Here is a 17,748-nt window from a genome sequence, read left to right on the forward strand (position 1 = left end):
GAATCTGTGGTTGTTTGTGGTTTCTGGGATTGTACTTAACATGATCCCCGGGCCTGATTCTATTTTGATTGCCGGTAGGGCAGCGAGTCAGGGCTTTAGGGCGGGCTCTACCTGCTTTATATGGCCTTTAGCATGTTCAAAGACAGTAGTTTGCAGGCTGAATCGACGTTTACTGAGTCGGCATCTGCCGTCTCAAAAAAGAGCTCACTGCTGAGTATCTATACCCAGGGGCTGATCACTAATGTGTTCAATCCCAAAGTGGCGCTGTTTTTCCTTTCATTTATGCCGCAATTTATTACAAGCTCGAGCGACAACAAGGCCCTCGCCTTTATGGTACTCGGTATGATTTTCAATTTTACCGGCGTGATCTGGTGCCACTTTATCTCCTGGGCGTCGTCATCAATGAGCCGCAAACTATCTGCGAGTCAATCGGCTCGCAAATGGTTTAGCCGCCTTGCAGCGAGCCTGTTCGGCGTGTTTGGCGTTAAATTGCTTGTTTCTACTCAGGGTTAGGAAGCCATTGCAATCTTATGCAACCGGCTCGATTTATAGGCCAGCCCGAAACCACAGATCAAAATCAGCCCGCCTATTGCGAGGAAAATTGAGGCATCACGCCACGTCTCGGTAGACATTGCAATCAAGCTTACCAGCACTCCCAGTACAGCCAAGGCGCGGCCCATAAAAATACCGTTGGTATGATCTATCGGGCTTTGCTCCTCACTACTCATTGGCGTTGATAGGCGGCGGCGAATTTCACTGCTGTCTTTTTTCTTGCTCGATAGCCAAGGTGTCAGCATGAAGAAACCTCCTGTAAAGATGACATGGGAAATGAAGGTAGCGGCAATTTTCAGGTCAACCTGCTCTCGGCCTGTCAATGTGTGGTCGAATAGGGCGGCAAACCACTGGGGATTAAAGCCAAAATGGACGGTGAAAGAAACAACAAGGCCAACTAAGATCGTTGCCCAGCCAGACCAACCCGGTGTTTTAAGGTTGAGCAGTGCCAAGAACGATGGGATTGAAATTGGCATTTGAATCATGGCGGTAAACAGCATCATGATATCAAATAAGCTATAGCCTTCTAACCGTGAAAAGAACAGTGCCACAACACAGGCCATGACGCCGGTTAATAGTGTTGCCCATTTACCAAGAAGCATTTGCTGCCGGTTTGTCCCTTTAGGGTTGATCAGAGACAGGTAGATGTTGTTCACCACAATGCCTGCATTGCGGTTTAAGGCAGTTGTCATCGGTGAAACCGTTGCAGCTAGCATCGCGACCATGACCAGCCCGAGCAGGCCGTTTGGCATATAGTGGTCGATGTAATAGAGGTAGGCGGCATTGTCAGCGCCTGCCCCCAGGTTTGGGTAGCTGTCGACGAGATTGATATCCAGCGAGGCAACAAACCAAGGTGGGGAGAACCAAAGAAGAGGAGCGAATAAAAACAGCACCCCAGCCAGTGTTGCCGCCCGGGTTGCCTCTTTTTCATTGCTGGTGATTAAGAACCGGTAACTGCTCAGGGCGTTGTTGGTGTTGAGGGTCTGGCTCAACAGCATTGCCCCTATCCACAACACAAAGATCTGCCAGATGGCGATGCCTTCACCCATGATGGTATGAGATAACGATTCGACAGGTAGCGACGTGACTTCATTTGCAGCAGTAAGTCCTACGATCATGGTAATGGCAATAAGCAGGACGAGCTGAATGACATTGGTTGCCGAGACTGTCCACACACCGCCCGAGATAGCGATGAAGGTGACCAGTAGGCTGATCCCAATGATGGTGACATCGATGCTGATCCCGAATGTTGCAGACAAGAACGCCCCAAGCCCGTTAAGCCAAATACCAGCACCAATCAGCGTGATAGGAAAACTCAACCAAGTAAAGGTTTGCTCGGAAGTTTTATTAAAACGAAGTTTTATAACGTCCATTGCCGTACTAACACGTAAGCGGCGGTAGCGTTTGGCAAAGTACAGGGCCGAGATGAAGAAACCTAGCGCATTACCCCAGAAAACGAACATAATACTGAGCCCGTCGGCATAGGCCTTGGCAGCCGCCCCGGTAAATGTCCAGGCTGAAAACTGGGTCATGAAGGCCGTTGCTCCTGCCATCCACCAGGTCATCGCCCCACCGCCAGTAATAAAACCTTCCGCATTAGAGGCCTGGTGCCTGAATGCTTGTGTCACCTTGATTATAAAAACAAAATATAGGCCAATCATGGCCCAGTCTAGATATGTCACGCCAATACCTGCCAGCAGAACGATGGTTATACAATGAAATTGTATTTCATTTTTAATGGTTGGCCAATTCAATTATTGTTTCATGCTTTTGCTGGCAAGGAGCCAAATAGCAAAAGCCCTACTCAGGTGTGTAGGGCTTAAGGATTGCTAATTACAAGGAGGGAAGTAAATTAAAACTTCCAGACCAGGCCGACTTTGGAGAAGAAGATATCCTGATCAGCCGCATCGCCTTTGCTGGTTTCTAGCATCTTGTACTGAATATCAGCCAGCACCGAGAAGGTGTCATTGATAGGCAGTTCAGTATAAAGCGCGTAGATGTCATAGTCGTGGCGCTGGTTGCCGCCATTGCCTTCTACCCTGCCATTTTCGTAGCGAAGTTCAAGGTAGTTGCCGTTATCAAAATTGAATTGCACCAGTGGTTTAACTGCAAATTCTCGGTATGCCCAATCATTGTTCACATCGACATAGATCACCTTGGCACCAAGATTAACCTTATCGTTCATCTTGTAGAGGTACAGCGGTTCAGTTTCGATAAATGAACCATTATCCCCATGGCTATCTTCATAACCCATCTCCAAGTTTACATGGAGGAAGTGCTGGCCAAGGTCAAAATCTAGGCCTGGCTTGATCATGTACTTGTCGTAATTCCAGCCACTGCCATTACCAATCACTTTCTCGTACGACATAAAGACGTTACCACGAATAGTATCGGTAATCGGGAAGAAGAACGCCGGGATGATTTCAGAGTAGTTCGCTTGGCCTGTCGACTTTCCATCATTGTAGAAATGGATCTCTTTCAACACATAACCCATGCTGAAATAATCAGTTACCTTAGTGAAACCATCAGCATAGATGAAGTGCAGGTACTCCATATCACCGCCACCCTTGAAGTCGATATTTTCATACTCAATACCGGTAAGGGCACGGGTGCGTTTAGGAAAATCCCGGTTTTCCACCCGTTCAATTTGAGGCTCATTATTGAAGCTTTCTGAAATGTAGCGACTTTCTAGTTCATCTGTAGATGCTAGAAGAACGGGCTTGATATCTACAGGCTCTACCTGTGGTGATCCTTTTTGTTCTTCTTCAGCTGCTGTCAGTAGTGGATTGTAAAGCTCAGGTTCTGTTTGTTGGGTATTCTCGGCAAAAGCCACTGCCGAGAAGAGGGCCATTGGGTAGATCAAAGATTTGTTCATTCTGTTCATGTGCTAACCGCTTCTTGTATATTTAGATTTGACTGTTGAAACGTTTCGGTAGGAATGATTGATATATTTCATCAATATTTCAAATGGCACTTTGGGGAAATGTGAACTGGCTCTTAGTTTATTTTTGAACTAGGTTGGTGTTTTTGTTTTAAATTATTGATTTTAATGTATTTGTTTTGTATTCAGCAAGGGTTAAGCTAAAAATACATGTTGTGACAAAGCAAAATTATTCTCGTTTTTGGTCAATAGGTTACTCGCTGTCGAAATAAAAAAGAGCCATCTAAACAATGGCTTATCAGATAATGTGAATTGGTTTAAATACGCTAAAATTACATTTAAGTCATTGGTGGTAAACAAAAAAGCATTATTGTTAGGGTGAATGATAGTGGCGCTTTGTCGACGAGATCTCAGTCACGAAACTGTAATTTTCAGTTTGTTACTCATTGACCCTGTCGAAATAAACGATATCTTAGTTGAAACGTTTCTACAGGGGTGGGGCAGATAATGGCGAGAGTCAAACTGCAAGAAATCAATAAAGTTTACGAAAACGGCTTCCATGCACTACACGATATCAATCTTGATATTGATGACGGTGAGTTCATGGTGCTGGTTGGTCCTTCAGGTTGTGCTAAATCAACCATGTTGCGTATGGTTGCCGGGTTGGAAAGTGTTTCCGATGGTGAGCTGTCTATTGGCAATACCGTTTGTAACGATCTTGCGCCAAAGGACCGTGGTATTGCGATGGTATTCCAAAACTACGCACTATACCCACACATGACAGCTTATGAAAACATGGCATTTGGCCTTGAAACGGCGAAAAAACCGAAACAAGAGATTGAAAAAAGGGTTCAGGAAGCGGCTGAGTTGCTAGAAATCACTGAGTTGCTCTCACGTAAGCCAAAGCAGATGTCGGGTGGCCAGCGCCAGCGTGTAGCGCTGGGTCGTGCCATGGTTCGGAAGCCAGATGTTTTTCTGTTTGATGAGCCGTTATCAAACCTGGATGCAAAGCTACGTGTTTCTATGCGAATGCGAATCAGCAAATTGCATCAACAGCTCAAGTCGGCTGGTAACCCAGCAACCATGATTTATGTTACCCACGACCAGGTTGAGGCAATGACTATGGGCGACAGGGTTTGCATCATGAACAAAGGCCATCTGATGCAGGTTGATACACCAATGGAAGTGTACAACAACCCGAAAAACAAGTTTGTAGCGGAATTTATCGGTTCACCATCCATGAACATGCTGTTTGGCCAGCTTCAAAAGCGCGATGAAACGTTGGTTTTCCATATCGGCAGCAGCGATTTTGTCCTTCCTAAGGATAAGCAGACCCAAGCTGCATTGTGGGAAGACCGCCACGTCTTCTTGGGTATTCGCCCTGAGCACCTTGAACTCGCCGAAGACGGTGAAGCAAATACACTGGCGGCAACCATTACCGCGGTTGAAGAACTGGGTTCTGAGAAATTCATTCATACCCACGTTTACGGCCATGATGTGATTTGCAAGCTCATGAACAATGAGAAGCAGCTAAAGGCTGGCGACACCTGCTTGTTGCGTCTGAAGATGGACAAATGCCATCTATTTGACGAGTCCACAGAATTTAATATTTTTTACAACAAGTAATTGTTGATTAAGCTATTTGGGAGAATTAACCGCAATGTTGTATAGCGTATCAAACCAGAGACACCGGATTGAAAATAGTCATCTGGCTCTTGAATTCAATGCCAACAATACCCTTCATACTATCCGTGCTGGTGGTGTGATGGTGACACAGTTTGAAACGCCGGCCACAGAAAAGGCGATTTCAAATATCTTTCTGCGGGTCAAAGGTGATGACGGATATAGCGTTACACCGATTTTGTTTTTCAACAATGATATTGAAACATTCAAGTTTGAAGATGGCCGTATCGGCTGGAAAACAACAACCGGCGAATGGGTAGCAACGGTTATTGCTTCTGTTTCACCAACCAGCCCGCAATATTTCTATACGGTAAATGTTGAAGCTAAAGGTGAAGCGTCACTGACTTACGACTTGGTATATGGTCAGGATGTAGCGTTGGCTGACGAAGGTGCGGTCAAAACCAATGAAGCCTACTGCTGTCAGTACCTTGATCATGAAGTATTCAATACTGATGATGCTGGCTATGTGGTTTGTAGCCGTCAAAACCTGCCGCAAAGCACCGGCAACCCATTAATTCAAATTGGCTCATTCAGCCCTGTTGTTTCTTACAGCACAGATGGTTACCAGTTTTTCGGAACAGAATACAAAGTCAATGAACAACTGCCAGTACTGCAACAACCGCAACTGGCCAATGAAAAGTACCAGTATGAGATGGGCTATATTGCCCTGCAGACAGCGGAAACTACTCTTGCCAAAGGGCAGAATGAAAGCACGGTATTTTACGGTGTTTACCAAGGCAATTGCCCAAATGCCAACGTCAAGCAGCCTTTGGCGCTAGAGACGGTTAAGCAAGCGTACGTGGTAACTGATTTTGCGGGTGGCGAACTTGTTGTTCTGGATAATGTAGAGCAATTCAACTCGGGTGTTATTACTGGTGAGCCACTTTCAACAGCAGAGCTCGAGCGCTTTTTCTGTGCCCCTAGTGCTCGTCGCTTCAATGATCAGAAAGACGGTGAATTGCTTTCTTTCTTCTATGGTGAAAACCATTACGTCACCCTGCAAGAGAAAGAAAAACACCTAGAGCGCGCAACGGGTCATGTTGTGGCATCGGGCAACAACCACGATTGCAACCAGCCAATCATGAGCTCAACGCACCATATTTTTGGTGTGTTCAACTCTCAGCTAACCCTAGGTAATACTTCATTTAACAAGCTTTTGGGTGTTAACCGTAATTCGCTGAATCAGTTCAAGCACAGCGGCCAGCGTATCTGGGTAAAAGAGGGCGATCGTTTCAACGTGCTGGCAATGCCATCTGCTTACGAAGTCGGCTTGAACTTTTCCCGCTGGGTCTATAAATATCAAGCTGGCTATATTGTTGTGACTTCATTCAGCAGCGCGGCATCTCCAGCTATTCAGCTAAACATTACAACAGAAAACTTGGCACAGCCGCTGGAAGTGGTCGTCTCTCATCAGTTGGTGTTCGGTAATAACGAAAACACTGGCAAAGTGAATGTTGCCCACAGCGAAAAAGGCTTTGTGGTAAATGGTGATGATGAATTAATTGCAGCGAAGAGCCCTGAGCTGCAGTTCACCATTACGCCTAGTGCCGAACTGGCAGAAGCAGAACTGATCACCGATGCAGAAACCGGTTCTGTTCAATATCTCCTGCTTAAAGGTAAGGTTGATCAAGCTGCTCAAATTAGCTTTGGTGGTGTATTTAACGGCGCTGACACCCAAGGGGAGGTATTGGACTTTGCTGCTGAAACAGCCAACTACCAAGACAACCAAAATGCCTTGGTCAATGACTTTGCGATCAAGTTTAGCGACAACGAAGAGAGCGGCCAGAAACTGAATGATGTAATGCAGTGGTTCTCGCACAATGCCTTGGTTCACTACAGCACACCACATGGCCTAGAGCAATACTCGGGGGCTGCATGGGGGACTCGCGATGTATCACAGGGGCCATTCGAGTTCTTCATGGCGATGCATGAGTACACCAAGGTTGAAGATCTGCTGAAGACTATCTACAGCCACCAGTACCAAGAAACAGGTACTTGGCCGCAGTGGTTCATGTTTGATAACTACGGCACTATCCAGCAGGAAGAAGCCCACGGCGATATCGTGGTATGGCCGCTGAAAGCTCTGGCAGACTACATCACTGCAACAGGCAATGTGTCAATTCTTGAAACCCAATTGCCGTTTACCAGTATCGATAAGCAGTTTGGCTTTACCGATGAAACCTTCACGTTGTTCCAGCATGTTCAGCGCCAAGTGAAACACATCATCGATAACCTTGTTCCAGGTACTTTCCTGTCATGCTATGGCGATGGTGACTGGGATGACACCCTGCAACCAGCAAATCAGTCTTTGCGCGAAAATATGGTGAGTGGCTGGACGATTCCGCTGACTTTGCAAGCAATGAAGACAATGACAACAGCCTTGGCTGGCAACACGCAGTACGCTGAGTTCGTCGGCCAATTGATTGAGCTGACAGAGAACATGGAGCGTGACTACCATGCCTACCTGATCAAAGACGAAACCATCGCAGGCTTTATCCACTTTGCCCGCGACGAGCAGGGTGACGTCGAAGAGATCGAGTACTTGCTGCATCCAGCCGATAAGAAAACGGGTATCAAGCACCGCCTGCTGCCTGCAAGCCGCTCGATCATTTCTGAAACCTTCTCGCCAGAAATGGCTGAGTCGCACCTAGCCGTGATCGAAGACAAGCTGGTCTATCCAGATGGTGTACGTTTGATGGACAAGATGGCCGAGTACAAAGCTGGCCAGCAGACTTACTTCAAGCGTGCCGAGCTTGCTGCCAACTTGGGCCGTGAAGTAGGCCTACAGTACTGCCACGCGCACATTCGCTTTATCGAGGCGCTTTGTAAGATGGGCCGCGCCAAGTCTGTGTTCGAAAACCTGTTCAAGATTGTGCCTATGGGTATTGAATCTTCAGTACCGAATGCGGCATTGCGCCAGTCTAACGCTTACTTCTCAAGCTCGGATGCCCGTTTCAATGACCGTTACCAGGCATACGGGGCCATGGATAAGGTGATGAGCGGCGAGGTAGAGGTGAAAGGCGGATGGCGTATCTACTCTAGTGGCCCGGGGATCTACATCAACCAGGTTATCGCTAGCGTATTGGGTATTCGTTATGACCAGCAAGACTTAATCCTCGATCCGGTAATCGACCGTGAGCAGGGTGAAGTAACGCTTGAGTTCCGTTTGTATGGCCGCCCGGTGAATATTGTCATTCAACCTTACCAGGGCGAGTACACACCGAAATCTATCGAACTGAATGGTGAGACTTTGCCATTTGAACTTGAATCAAACCGTTACCGTACCGGTGGTGCTGTTATCTCAAGTAACCTATTGAAAGATAAGCTTCTAGAAACAAATAACACCCTAGTTGTCACCTTGTAATAGCGAGTTAGGCCTCGGCCTGGTGATTGGTTTCGACAAATAAAAGCTGTGCGATGTCAAAAACTAGGCCGATCTTCGGGGTTCTTATTTAGCTTCTTGCCGTAAATTGATAGAATCGTTTCAACAACGCTATCCACTGTTTGGATGGGAAATGATTGAAAGGAGATGAGAGAGTGAAGGTAACGATTAAAGATGTGGCTAAAAAAGCCAATGTCTCGATATCGACTGTCTCTTACGCCATCAACGGCAGTGAACGGATCAGTGAAGAAACCCGAGATCGCGTGCTCAAGGTAGCAAACGACATGAATTATGTTGCCAATAGCAACGCCAAGTTATTAAAACAAAAGAAAACCAAAGCCATAGGTCTGTTTTTCAATTCGTGGTTTGGTCCGGTATATAGCGAACTGGTTCGGGGTATTGAGCAAGTTGTGCACCAGCAAGGGTATGATTTGGTTGCCTGTAGCTCTTATGGGGATGAGAACTCAACGGCATATAAATACTTGCGCGACAACATGGTAGATGGTGCGATTGTCCTGACTAACTCTCTTGATGATGAGTTCCTCAAGGCGACAGCAAGCAAAGACTTGCCGCTGGTGGTGTTAGACCGAGAAATATCAGCACCGCATATATACAATATTTTGATTGATAACTTTGGTGGCGCTTTTTCCGCAACGAAGGCACTAATTGCAGCCGGCTGTAAAGACGTACACTTTTTTGGTGGTCCGGAAGACGCCTATGACAACCAAAAAAGGCTTGAAGGTTATATCGCTGCATTAGGTTATTATAAAATTGGTTTTGACAGCAATTTATTAATTTCATCTGACTTTACTGAAAAAACAGCGTATCAACAAATGAAAGATATGCTGGCATCCGGGAAGGTACCTTCGGCAATATTCTCTGCTAATGATGAGATGGCAATTGGTATTATCCGAGCGGCTAATGAACATGGAATTAATATTCCGGAAGAGATGAAAGTCGTTGGCTTTGATAATATCCGCTTGGCGGAATTGATTATGCCTGGGCTAACCACCGTCTCCCATCAAAAGCACGAAATGGGCCAAATCGCGGCAGAAACATTGTTTGAAGCGATGAACGGTAAAGAGCCAGAAGATTTAAGAATGCTGCCAACCAAAATGATCACAAGGGATACCTTGTAAAAGGTTGTTGATATGAAAAAGTGGTTGTGTGGATTATTGATGCTACTTGGCAGCCAAGCGGCTGCCGCTACCCAACTGGAAATCATGACGCCAGTGGGGAACTATATGGATTTCATGAGACAGGAAGTCATCCCTGAATTCCAGAAACGGCATCCCGGGGTAAGGGTTGTGCTTTCCAACGATGAAAACCTCGATACCCGAATTGCCGCTGGCGACTTGCCAGATCTCTATGCTGGGGTGTTTGGTTACCAACCTGCTCGTTATGCCAAGATGGGACGGCTGGTCTACCTTGATCAGTTCGAAGGCTATGATGAGTTGATTGAGCGCATCGACCCATTGTTCTTGCGCAAAAACTACGGCCGAACCTATTACATCCCGTGGAATGCCACCACACAATTAATGATTTACAACAAAGAGCTGTTCCGTGAGGCTGGCCTTGACCCTGATCAGCCGCCACGCACTTGGGATGAGTTCTTGCATGCAGCAGAGAAAATCAGCCAGCTACCACCACGGGCTGACGGCAGCCCGGTCTACGGTACCGTTGCCTGGAACGAGGTACTGTCAACCGGTAGCTGGTACTGGAATATGCTGGCGCAGATGTATTACAACTTCAATGGCGGTGAGTACCAACTGCTGAACCGTTTTGGTACCAACCCAGTATTTGACCGGCCAGAAGCCAACATGGCTGAGTTCTTGGCAACGATGCAAAAAGCCCAGCAGTTTGCTCCGATGACCATGGAGAAAAGCTTCTTCTCCCGTACCATTGGTATGTGGCCGCAATTTGGTTTTGGTTGGAAGGCTAATTTCCCTGAGGCAGCGGAAAGGCCAATGATGATTGGCAAGGATATCGGTGTTGCACCTATTCCTACTCGGAACCTCGGTGATACGTCATACTCAACACTTGATGGTCGTGCCTTGATGTTGTTCAAGAGTACAGAAGAGAAAGAACAGCTAGGTTGGGAATTTGTCCAACTCCTGATGGAAGACGAGCTCAACCACAAGGCAAATTTAGCGCTTGCGCAATTGCCGGTGTTGAAATCCCTCAGTGACCGTGAGTATTACCAGCAAGATGATGTCAAACCGTTTGTTGAACAGTTGCAATATAGTTTGAGCAGTGAGCCCTTTGCCCAAGTTTCTGATGTTGCCAATATTATTCTGGATCAATATTCACAAGTTGTACTGAGAAAATCCATATCGCCTGAAGATGCTGTTATTGAAGCAGGGGAAAAAGCAAGAAAGGTGTTGAGAAAATAAATAATCATAATTCATTCTTTCTTTAATTGTTATCTGAAATAAGGTTCTATTATGAAGCTGAAAAATATCGGCGTGGGATATATATTTCTCGCACCTTGGATAGTGTATTTCCTTGTCTTCTTGCTTTACCCATTTTATCTTTCTTTTGAAAGTAGTTTTTTGGATGTGAATATCCTAACCCCGGAAAATACCCGTTTTGTTGGCTTCTATAACTGGATAAGTGTGGTATCGGACCACTTATTCTGGAAGTCACTATTCAATGTGGTATTTAACCAGGTGATTTTCGTTTTATTGAGTTTCATCATGGGATTGGGTTTGGCACTGCTATTGAATGAAATTAAATGGTGCTCAAGCCTGTTCCGTACCATCATGTTTATTCCGGTGATCACCTCAATTACCGTTGCCATGATCATCTTTGAGTTTGTCTCAAGCCCGACTGGTCCGGTTCAGAATGTCATGGTTAATGCCAACATGTTGGCTGAGCCAGTGTTCTGGAAGTTTGAGCAGTGGCTGCCTATGCCTGTCATCGCAGTTTTCAGCGCATGGAAATGGTTTGGTGTACAGATGATCATCTTCCTAGGCGGTATTGCCAGTATCGATAAATCACTCTTTGAGGCCGCTGACATTGATGGCGCTTCCTGGTGGCGGAAGGTACGCAAAATTACCCTGCCGATGCTTAAACCTCAGATTATCTTTGTTATGACGATCAATATCATCAATGGTTTGCAGATGTTTATCGAAGTCTTCATGAACTTCGATCTTAGCGGCGGTCCTTACCAGTCAGCATTGACACCAGTGCTTTACCTCTACCAGACAGGTTTTGAGCAAATGAAGATGGGTGAGGCTTCGACGATTGGTCTGATGCTGGCACTCGTTATTTACCTGCTAACTATCATGCAATTGAAAATTACCAGCAAAGGAGCAGATGAATGAGCAGTAAAATGAAAAAGGACGCGTTGATTTACGGTGCGCTTATCATTGCGAGCTTGCTAGTGATTTACCCGTTCTTCTATATGATTATGAACTCGTTCAAGACTGGGCCGGAGATTTTGCATTCGCCTAACTCTTTGCCAACGAGCCTATCGTTCAGCGGCTATTTGAAAGTCTTCGAAACGGTAAATCTAGGTCGAGTATTCTTCAATACTATTTTTATTTCGGTGTCAGTGACGTTTCTCAATACGCTGTTCTCATCGATGGTTGCTTATGCGATTGTGAAAACGAATCTGCCTGGCCGTGAGTTCTGGTTAAAGCTGATTTTGGGCTCAATGATGATCCCTGCAATACTGTTTACCATTCCTACCTACATCATGATGTATGAGTGGAACTGGATTAACACCTACCGTGTATTGATCATACCGGGTGCGATCAGTGCCTATAACATTTTCCTTCTGGTCCAGTTCATGAAGCAAATTGACAATGCCTACCTGGAAGCGGCGCGTATTGATGGCGCTGGTGAGTTCCGTATTTTCACCCGCATCGTCTTGCCTATGATGCGCCCGGCTTTGGCTACTGTGGGGATCCTGACTTTCATGGGGGCGTGGAACGACTTTATGGGGCCGCTGCTTTATGTCCGGGATGATTCATTGATGACGCTGCAGTTGGCGCTTTACAACTTCAAGGCTGAAATACCATCAACTAACTTAGAACAGCTGTGGGCCATGACCACCATGATTGCTATTCCTGTTGTGATTGTCTTCTTCTGCCTGCAGAAGAACTTCATTAAAGCCTTCACCGGGGTGGGAGTGAAATAATGAAAAAGACACTTTTAAAGCTATCGGTATTGTCAGTCCTGGTTTTAGCGGCTTTTTCCGTTGCTTGGGTCAAGACCTACAACATGTCGTCCGACTATTTTGATTTTGCCGAGCAGCAGAAAGCCGAAGGCAATTATATGGTTGCCCTCAAAGGCATGAATAAACTCGAGCTGCGCCGCGACGATGTCTACTTGGGTGGATATCAGCAGGTGATTGAAACGTGGGAGAATGCCTTGTGGGGGCCAAAACCGGCGTTTTACTTTGAGGCGAAACAGCTGGCACCAAAAATGCTGCCAGAGCTAACCAACGAAGAGCTGCTGCTGTTTATTGAGATCTACGTTGAGCTGGATATGCGCTATGTCCCTGAGGCTGCACTAGAGTTACTCAGCCGTGCCGAGCAGCAAGGCGAGATGGAGCTGGCTCTCGAGATGCAAGAGTTCCTGGAAGAAGCCTTCCCGCGTTTTTACAAAGATGCACTCAATAGCCAATCGGTTGAAGTAGTTACACGTCCTGCGAACAAGGAAACACCCTAATGCACCCATATCAGAATGCTTCTCTTACTGTTCATGAGCGTGTGGCGGATCTCTTGCCGCGTATGACCTTGGCCGAGAAAATCGGCCAGCTATGCCAGTCACCGATGCTTGATTACGATGACAACCGTGAGCGTTACCTTGATAAGGTTCGCCATGGTCTTTGGGGTTCGCGGATCCTTGCTGATACGGCTTGGGCTGGCAATGCGCCGGGTGAATCGGTAAACCCAGAACAAATCAATGAAATCCAGCGCGCGGCTGTCGAGGAGAGCCGATTAGGCATCCCGGTCATTTTTGCCAGGGATGTTATTTATGGGCAGGCGACTGTGTTGCCTATCCCATTGGCCCAGGCGGCCTCTTGGAACCCTGAATTGGTAGAAAGTGCCTATCAGGCGGTATCGAGCGAAGCAGCTTCGTTAGGTATTAACTGGACTTTTGCCCCTATGCTTGACATTGTCCGTGATCCTCGCTGGGGGCGGGTTATAGAGAGTAGTGGTGAAGACCCATATTTATCATCTTGTTTTGCCCAGGCTGTTGTTAAGGGCTTTCAGGGGGACGATCCAAGCAAACCTGGCCGCCTGCTGGCATGTGCCAAGCACTTTATCGGCTATGGGGCTGCTGAGGGCGGGCGTGACTACGACACGACAGAGATCACCGACAATACACTCCAAAATGTATACCTGCCTCCTTTTGCTGCAGCGGTTAAGGCCGGTGTGGCAACCTTGATGTCGGGTTTTAACGATTTGGGAGGAACGCCGACGACATCTGCCCAGAAGCTAATTAAGGGCTGGCTAAAGCAGGATCAAGCTTTTGATGGCATGGTGGTCAGTGATTGGGGCTCGATTGCTGATCTGGCCTATTTTGGTGTTGTGGCTGATGCCCAAGGCGCAGCGAAGAAAGCACTGGAGGCCGGCATCGATATGGCAATGACCCATGAGGCTTATGAGGATCATCTTGCCCAGGTTATTGCTGATCACCCTGAGTGCAGTGAGCAGCTAGACGAAGCGGTTTCTCGCGTTTTGACCGCTAAATTTCGTGCTGGCTTATTCGAGCACCCTTATGTCGACCCATGTATTCATAGCCAGATCCTGCGCCATCCAGAGCATATTAATAAGGCATTGGCGCTAGCTGAGCAGAGTATGGTCTTGCTCAAGAATAAAGAGAGTATTTTGCCGCTGGCGTCTGACAAGCTAAAAGTGGCAGTAATTGGCCCTCACGCAGACTCAAAACGCCAACACCTTGGCTCGTGGTGCCTTGATGGCGATGCTGAAGATGTCACCAGTATTGCTGAAGGGATCCGCCAAGTAGCCCCTGGGGCAGAAGTGCTGACCGAATCTGCGGCATTCAGTGACGAGATGGTCGAGTGCGCCCACCGTGCCGATGTGGTGGTCTTGTGTATTGGCGAAAGCCATCGCCGTACCGGTGAAGCACGCAATATTGCTGAGTTGACGCTGCCTGCCGGCCAGGAAGCGCTTATCCAAGCAATTGGCAACACTGGCAAGCCCTTGGTCGTTGTTCAATGTACTGGCCGCCCGGTGCCATCTGCTGCCGTAGAGCAATACGCTGATGCCCTTTTGTACGCTTGGCAGTCGGGCACAGAGACAGGCACTGCGGTTGCACGGATTTTGTTTGGTGAGGTTTCACCAAGCGGGAAGCTGCCAATGACAGTGCCACGCTCAACTGGCCAAATCCCGATGTATTACGGCCGTAAGCAAATTGGCAAGAAGCGTGATTTCCTTGATTACATGCCATACAAAGACTTGAGTGAATCTCCGCTGTACCCGTTTGGCTTTGGCTTGAGCTACAGCCAGTTTGAATATGGGCAACCTGCCGTTGAGCAAACTGCTGTGTCAGCAGAGAGTGAACAAAAGGTCAGCGTTGTTATTACCAATACAGGCGATGTTGCGGCTGCAGAAACAGTACAGTGCTATATCCATCGCCGGGCAGGGAGTACAACTCGCCCGCTCAAAGAGCTAAAAGGGTTCAGCAAGGTATTCTTAGAGCCAGGAGAGAGCCAAAAAATTGAGTTTACGCTTACCCCGGAGCAATTAGCGTTTTACGGGGCGAGTAAACAATTTGAAAATGAAAAAGGCATTATTGATATTTATATTGGTGGTAGCTCTGAAATAGATTTTTCGACATCATTTGAAATTATTTAATCGTTTTCTTTTTATATCTGTGCATTAAGTGAAGCCACCGTAAAGGTGGCTTTTTTTATTATTTTATTTGGTGAGCTTGCTGATGATAGAGTCACATAATGAATTGTATTGTTGTTTTATATTTCATTGTATTCGTATCAAGATCTCATTATTAATATAAAGGCTCTTATAGTATACAAATCGCCTAATTATTTAGGCATAATATGAAAATCAAACAAATTGTATTCTTCCCTATATATTTTTATTTATTGAAATTAAAGGTCTACCATGATTAAGAAATCATTGCTATCTGCGATTATATTATCGTCGAGCTTTTCTGCTTATTCTGATGTTACAATAAAAGAACTATCAGTTAGTGACCAACTTATTCCATATGGCTTTGAGCAAGAGTTTCAAAATAATTTAGATTTTTTCCTTGATGGTGTTGGTGTCGACCAAAAAGCCAAAGTCCCTTACGATACTATTTTTGTCAGGGATGGCATTGTCGACCCCCAATATTATGTCAACACAACAGAAATTGGATTTTATTTAAATATTCTGGTCGAAGCCCACAAAAATGGTAGTAATCATGCGTTAAAGCGGATCATTGAAACACTGGATGTACTGCTGGAGACGCCAACTTGGAATGGTTTGTATTTTTGGCCATATGATATTGTGGGTGGGAAGTTGCAACCAACTGAAGAAGGGATCGTTCCCGCTGTTGATAATGCCAACCTTGCTTTTTCTCTTGCAGGGGTTGCTGGCGCTTACCTAGATTCAAATAACAAGCGTGAGAAAAAAGTTGTTGAAAAAGTTGAAGAAATTATCACTCGTCAAGTTGAAGGGTGGTACAAAATCTATGATCCGAAAAGAGGGTTGTTATATGCAGGCTGGTCAGCAAAAGATGAAAAGCCACTTGAATATTATGTTGACCGTAAAGCCAACGAAAGCCGCCTAGCACCGGTTTGGGCTCATCTGGTAACAAAGGGTTCTGAAAAGGAAGTTCCTAAAACTGCATTTAGTGATATGGAACTCTATACCGGAAACTATACGATTGATGAGCGAAATTACTATCCAATGCTGACTTGGGATGGAGCTTATTTCCAGGGGATGTTACCTTCAGTATTATTGAATGAGAGAAATTTGATTCCAGATTATTCTATCATTGAAGATATGACCAAAATGCAGAAAATGCATTCTGAGAAGCACAATATTCCATTTGTTTCTTCGGCTGCGACAACTGATGATGGTTATGCTGCTTTTGGCATTAATGATATATCTGAAGCCTATGTTCGTTTTGGTCATGAAAGTCCGGGTGAGTTCACTGGTACACCACATGCGACTGCATTGTCGTATATGGTAAATTCATGGGATGCAGTGAACTTGCTTAATAAAATAAAAGAGCAGCATCCAAATATTGAATCGCCGTACGGTTGGTATGACTCTGTCGATACTGAAGGTAAGATTTCAACCAAGATACTCTCTTTGGATCAAGGTATGATGATTGGCTCTTTCTTGTCTCCAAGCATCAATGAGAAGGTTGATAATTACCTTAAGCATAAAGGTTACTATGAGCATGTCGTCGAGATGTATCAATCATTCACTCCTGATAGTGAATAAATAACTTAAAGGGAAAAGCCTTGCTTCAGCAAGGCTTTTGTTGCTTCTGTAAATAATATTAATGAAGCATCATAAAATACACTTTCGATTGATGAAGTATTAATACCTGATGCATTGCGAGTGATTTTTTTAGTATAGATATATTTGGGTTGTTAATTAAATCAATATTCACTATTTATATTTTTATCTTGTACAGGTCATTTTACGACATTTGTTTTTTAATTGGAAAAATTGCTAGCTGGCTAACAAATATTGTGATTATCGCTAGATCATATTTGAGCAGTCAGTAGTATTCCCCTCGTCGATAAATTTGCCTTTAATTATAAGTTGTATGGCTATCAATATTATTAAACGATGTGTAGTGATGGGTATCGCTTCTGCGCTGTTAACTGGTTGTGTGGGCAGTAATGTGGCAACCAGTAAGTTAATGGAATATAACGTAAAAGCAGTGGATAACCGGTATGCCCGTGGTGGCCTGAATATGGTGATGTCGCCATTGTATGCGGTAACTGTAGGAGCCGATTACTTGGTACTGAACTCATTGGAGTTTTGGACAGGTGAGAACCCAATTAGCGGTCAGCCTCATATCTTTGATACCGATACTGAAACGTGGTTGGAAGTCAATAGCAGTATTGATGAATCACTACATTCTGCTCCTATAAAAATAAGTGCATCTGAATAAAATCAACAATTAATAATCTTTGTGCTGTATCAGATTAATAAGCAATGAAGATCGTTATTGTCGATTTTATTTTAATAATAAAGTAGTACTCTTAGGTCTTTGCCCTTACTGATATGTAGGGGCTTTTTTTTATGTG

Annotated in this window: 12 protein-coding genes and 1 pseudogene; 11 read left to right on the plus strand and 2 right to left on the minus strand. The window is 45.5% G+C overall.

Translation table 11 applies throughout. The annotated features are described in order from the left end of the window. Positions 1-132 precede the first annotated feature (132 nt). Complete coding sequence (locus ACXAGQ_RS14695) at positions 133-513, plus strand: LysE family translocator (protein ID WP_475254837.1); 381 nt, start codon at positions 133-135, stop codon at positions 511-513. Here the strand turns inward: ACXAGQ_RS14695 and ACXAGQ_RS14700 are convergent. Both ACXAGQ_RS14700 and ACXAGQ_RS14705 read right to left on the minus strand, forming a co-directional pair. Then, on the minus strand, positions 510-2,234 hold the full coding sequence (locus ACXAGQ_RS14700) for a sodium:solute symporter family transporter (RefSeq protein ID WP_475254838.1): 1,725 nt from the start codon (positions 2,232-2,234) through the stop codon (positions 510-512). The two genes, ACXAGQ_RS14695 and ACXAGQ_RS14700, sit on opposite strands and share 4 nt — an antisense overlap. A gap of 170 nt (positions 2,235-2,404) precedes the next feature. Continuing rightward, positions 2,405-3,436, minus strand: a complete 1,032-nt coding sequence (locus tag ACXAGQ_RS14705) for a hypothetical protein (RefSeq protein ID WP_475254840.1) — start codon at positions 3,434-3,436, stop codon at positions 2,405-2,407. Positions 3,437-3,940: 504 nt separating this feature from the next. Here ACXAGQ_RS14705 and ACXAGQ_RS14710 point away from each other — a divergent pair. From ACXAGQ_RS14710 to ACXAGQ_RS14755, 10 genes and pseudogenes are all read left to right on the plus strand, one after another. After that, entirely contained in the window at positions 3,941-5,059 is a 1,119-nt protein-coding gene (locus ACXAGQ_RS14710; RefSeq protein ID WP_475254841.1) for an ABC transporter ATP-binding protein, read from the plus strand. A gap of 34 nt (positions 5,060-5,093) precedes the next feature. Beyond that, positions 5,094-8,480 (plus strand): GH36-type glycosyl hydrolase domain-containing protein, encoded by a 3,387-nt coding sequence (locus tag ACXAGQ_RS14715; protein ID WP_475254842.1) that lies wholly within the window; start codon positions 5,094-5,096, stop codon positions 8,478-8,480. 155 nt (positions 8,481-8,635) lie between these two features. After that, complete coding sequence (locus ACXAGQ_RS14720; protein WP_475254843.1) at positions 8,636-9,637, plus strand: LacI family DNA-binding transcriptional regulator; 1,002 nt, start codon at positions 8,636-8,638, stop codon at positions 9,635-9,637. Between the two features lie 12 nt (positions 9,638-9,649). Next, entirely contained in the window at positions 9,650-10,891 is a 1,242-nt protein-coding gene (locus ACXAGQ_RS14725; protein ID WP_475254845.1) for an extracellular solute-binding protein, read from the plus strand. Positions 10,892-10,942: 51 nt separating this feature from the next. After that, positions 10,943-11,824: a carbohydrate ABC transporter permease gene (locus tag ACXAGQ_RS14730; protein WP_222549400.1), complete on the plus strand. Its 882-nt coding sequence runs from the start codon at positions 10,943-10,945 to the stop codon at positions 11,822-11,824. Beyond that, a complete protein-coding gene (locus tag ACXAGQ_RS14735) occupies positions 11,821-12,642 on the plus strand; it encodes a carbohydrate ABC transporter permease (RefSeq protein WP_222549399.1) in 822 nt (273 codons plus the stop codon). Before ACXAGQ_RS14730 ends, ACXAGQ_RS14735 begins: the two co-directional genes overlap by 4 nt. Continuing rightward, positions 12,642-13,175: a hypothetical protein gene (locus ACXAGQ_RS14740; RefSeq protein WP_475254846.1), complete on the plus strand. Its 534-nt coding sequence runs from the start codon at positions 12,642-12,644 to the stop codon at positions 13,173-13,175. Before ACXAGQ_RS14735 ends, ACXAGQ_RS14740 begins: the two co-directional genes overlap by 1 nt. Continuing rightward, on the plus strand, positions 13,175-15,331 hold the full coding sequence (locus ACXAGQ_RS14745; protein ID WP_475254848.1) for a glycoside hydrolase family 3 N-terminal domain-containing protein: 2,157 nt from the start codon (positions 13,175-13,177) through the stop codon (positions 15,329-15,331). The genes ACXAGQ_RS14740 and ACXAGQ_RS14745 overlap by 1 nt, the downstream gene beginning before the upstream one ends. A gap of 267 nt (positions 15,332-15,598) precedes the next feature. Then, positions 15,599-16,930, plus strand: a complete 1,332-nt coding sequence (locus ACXAGQ_RS14750) for a hypothetical protein (protein ID WP_475254849.1) — start codon at positions 15,599-15,601, stop codon at positions 16,928-16,930. Positions 16,931-17,261: 331 nt separating this feature from the next. Then, positions 17,262-17,591 (plus strand): annotated as a pseudogene (locus tag ACXAGQ_RS14755) (DUF3332 family protein); the annotation flags it as partial. Between the last annotated feature and the right edge of the window lie 157 nt (positions 17,592-17,748).

It is taken from the genome of Photobacterium sp. ABD4_091, assembly GCF_056160145.1.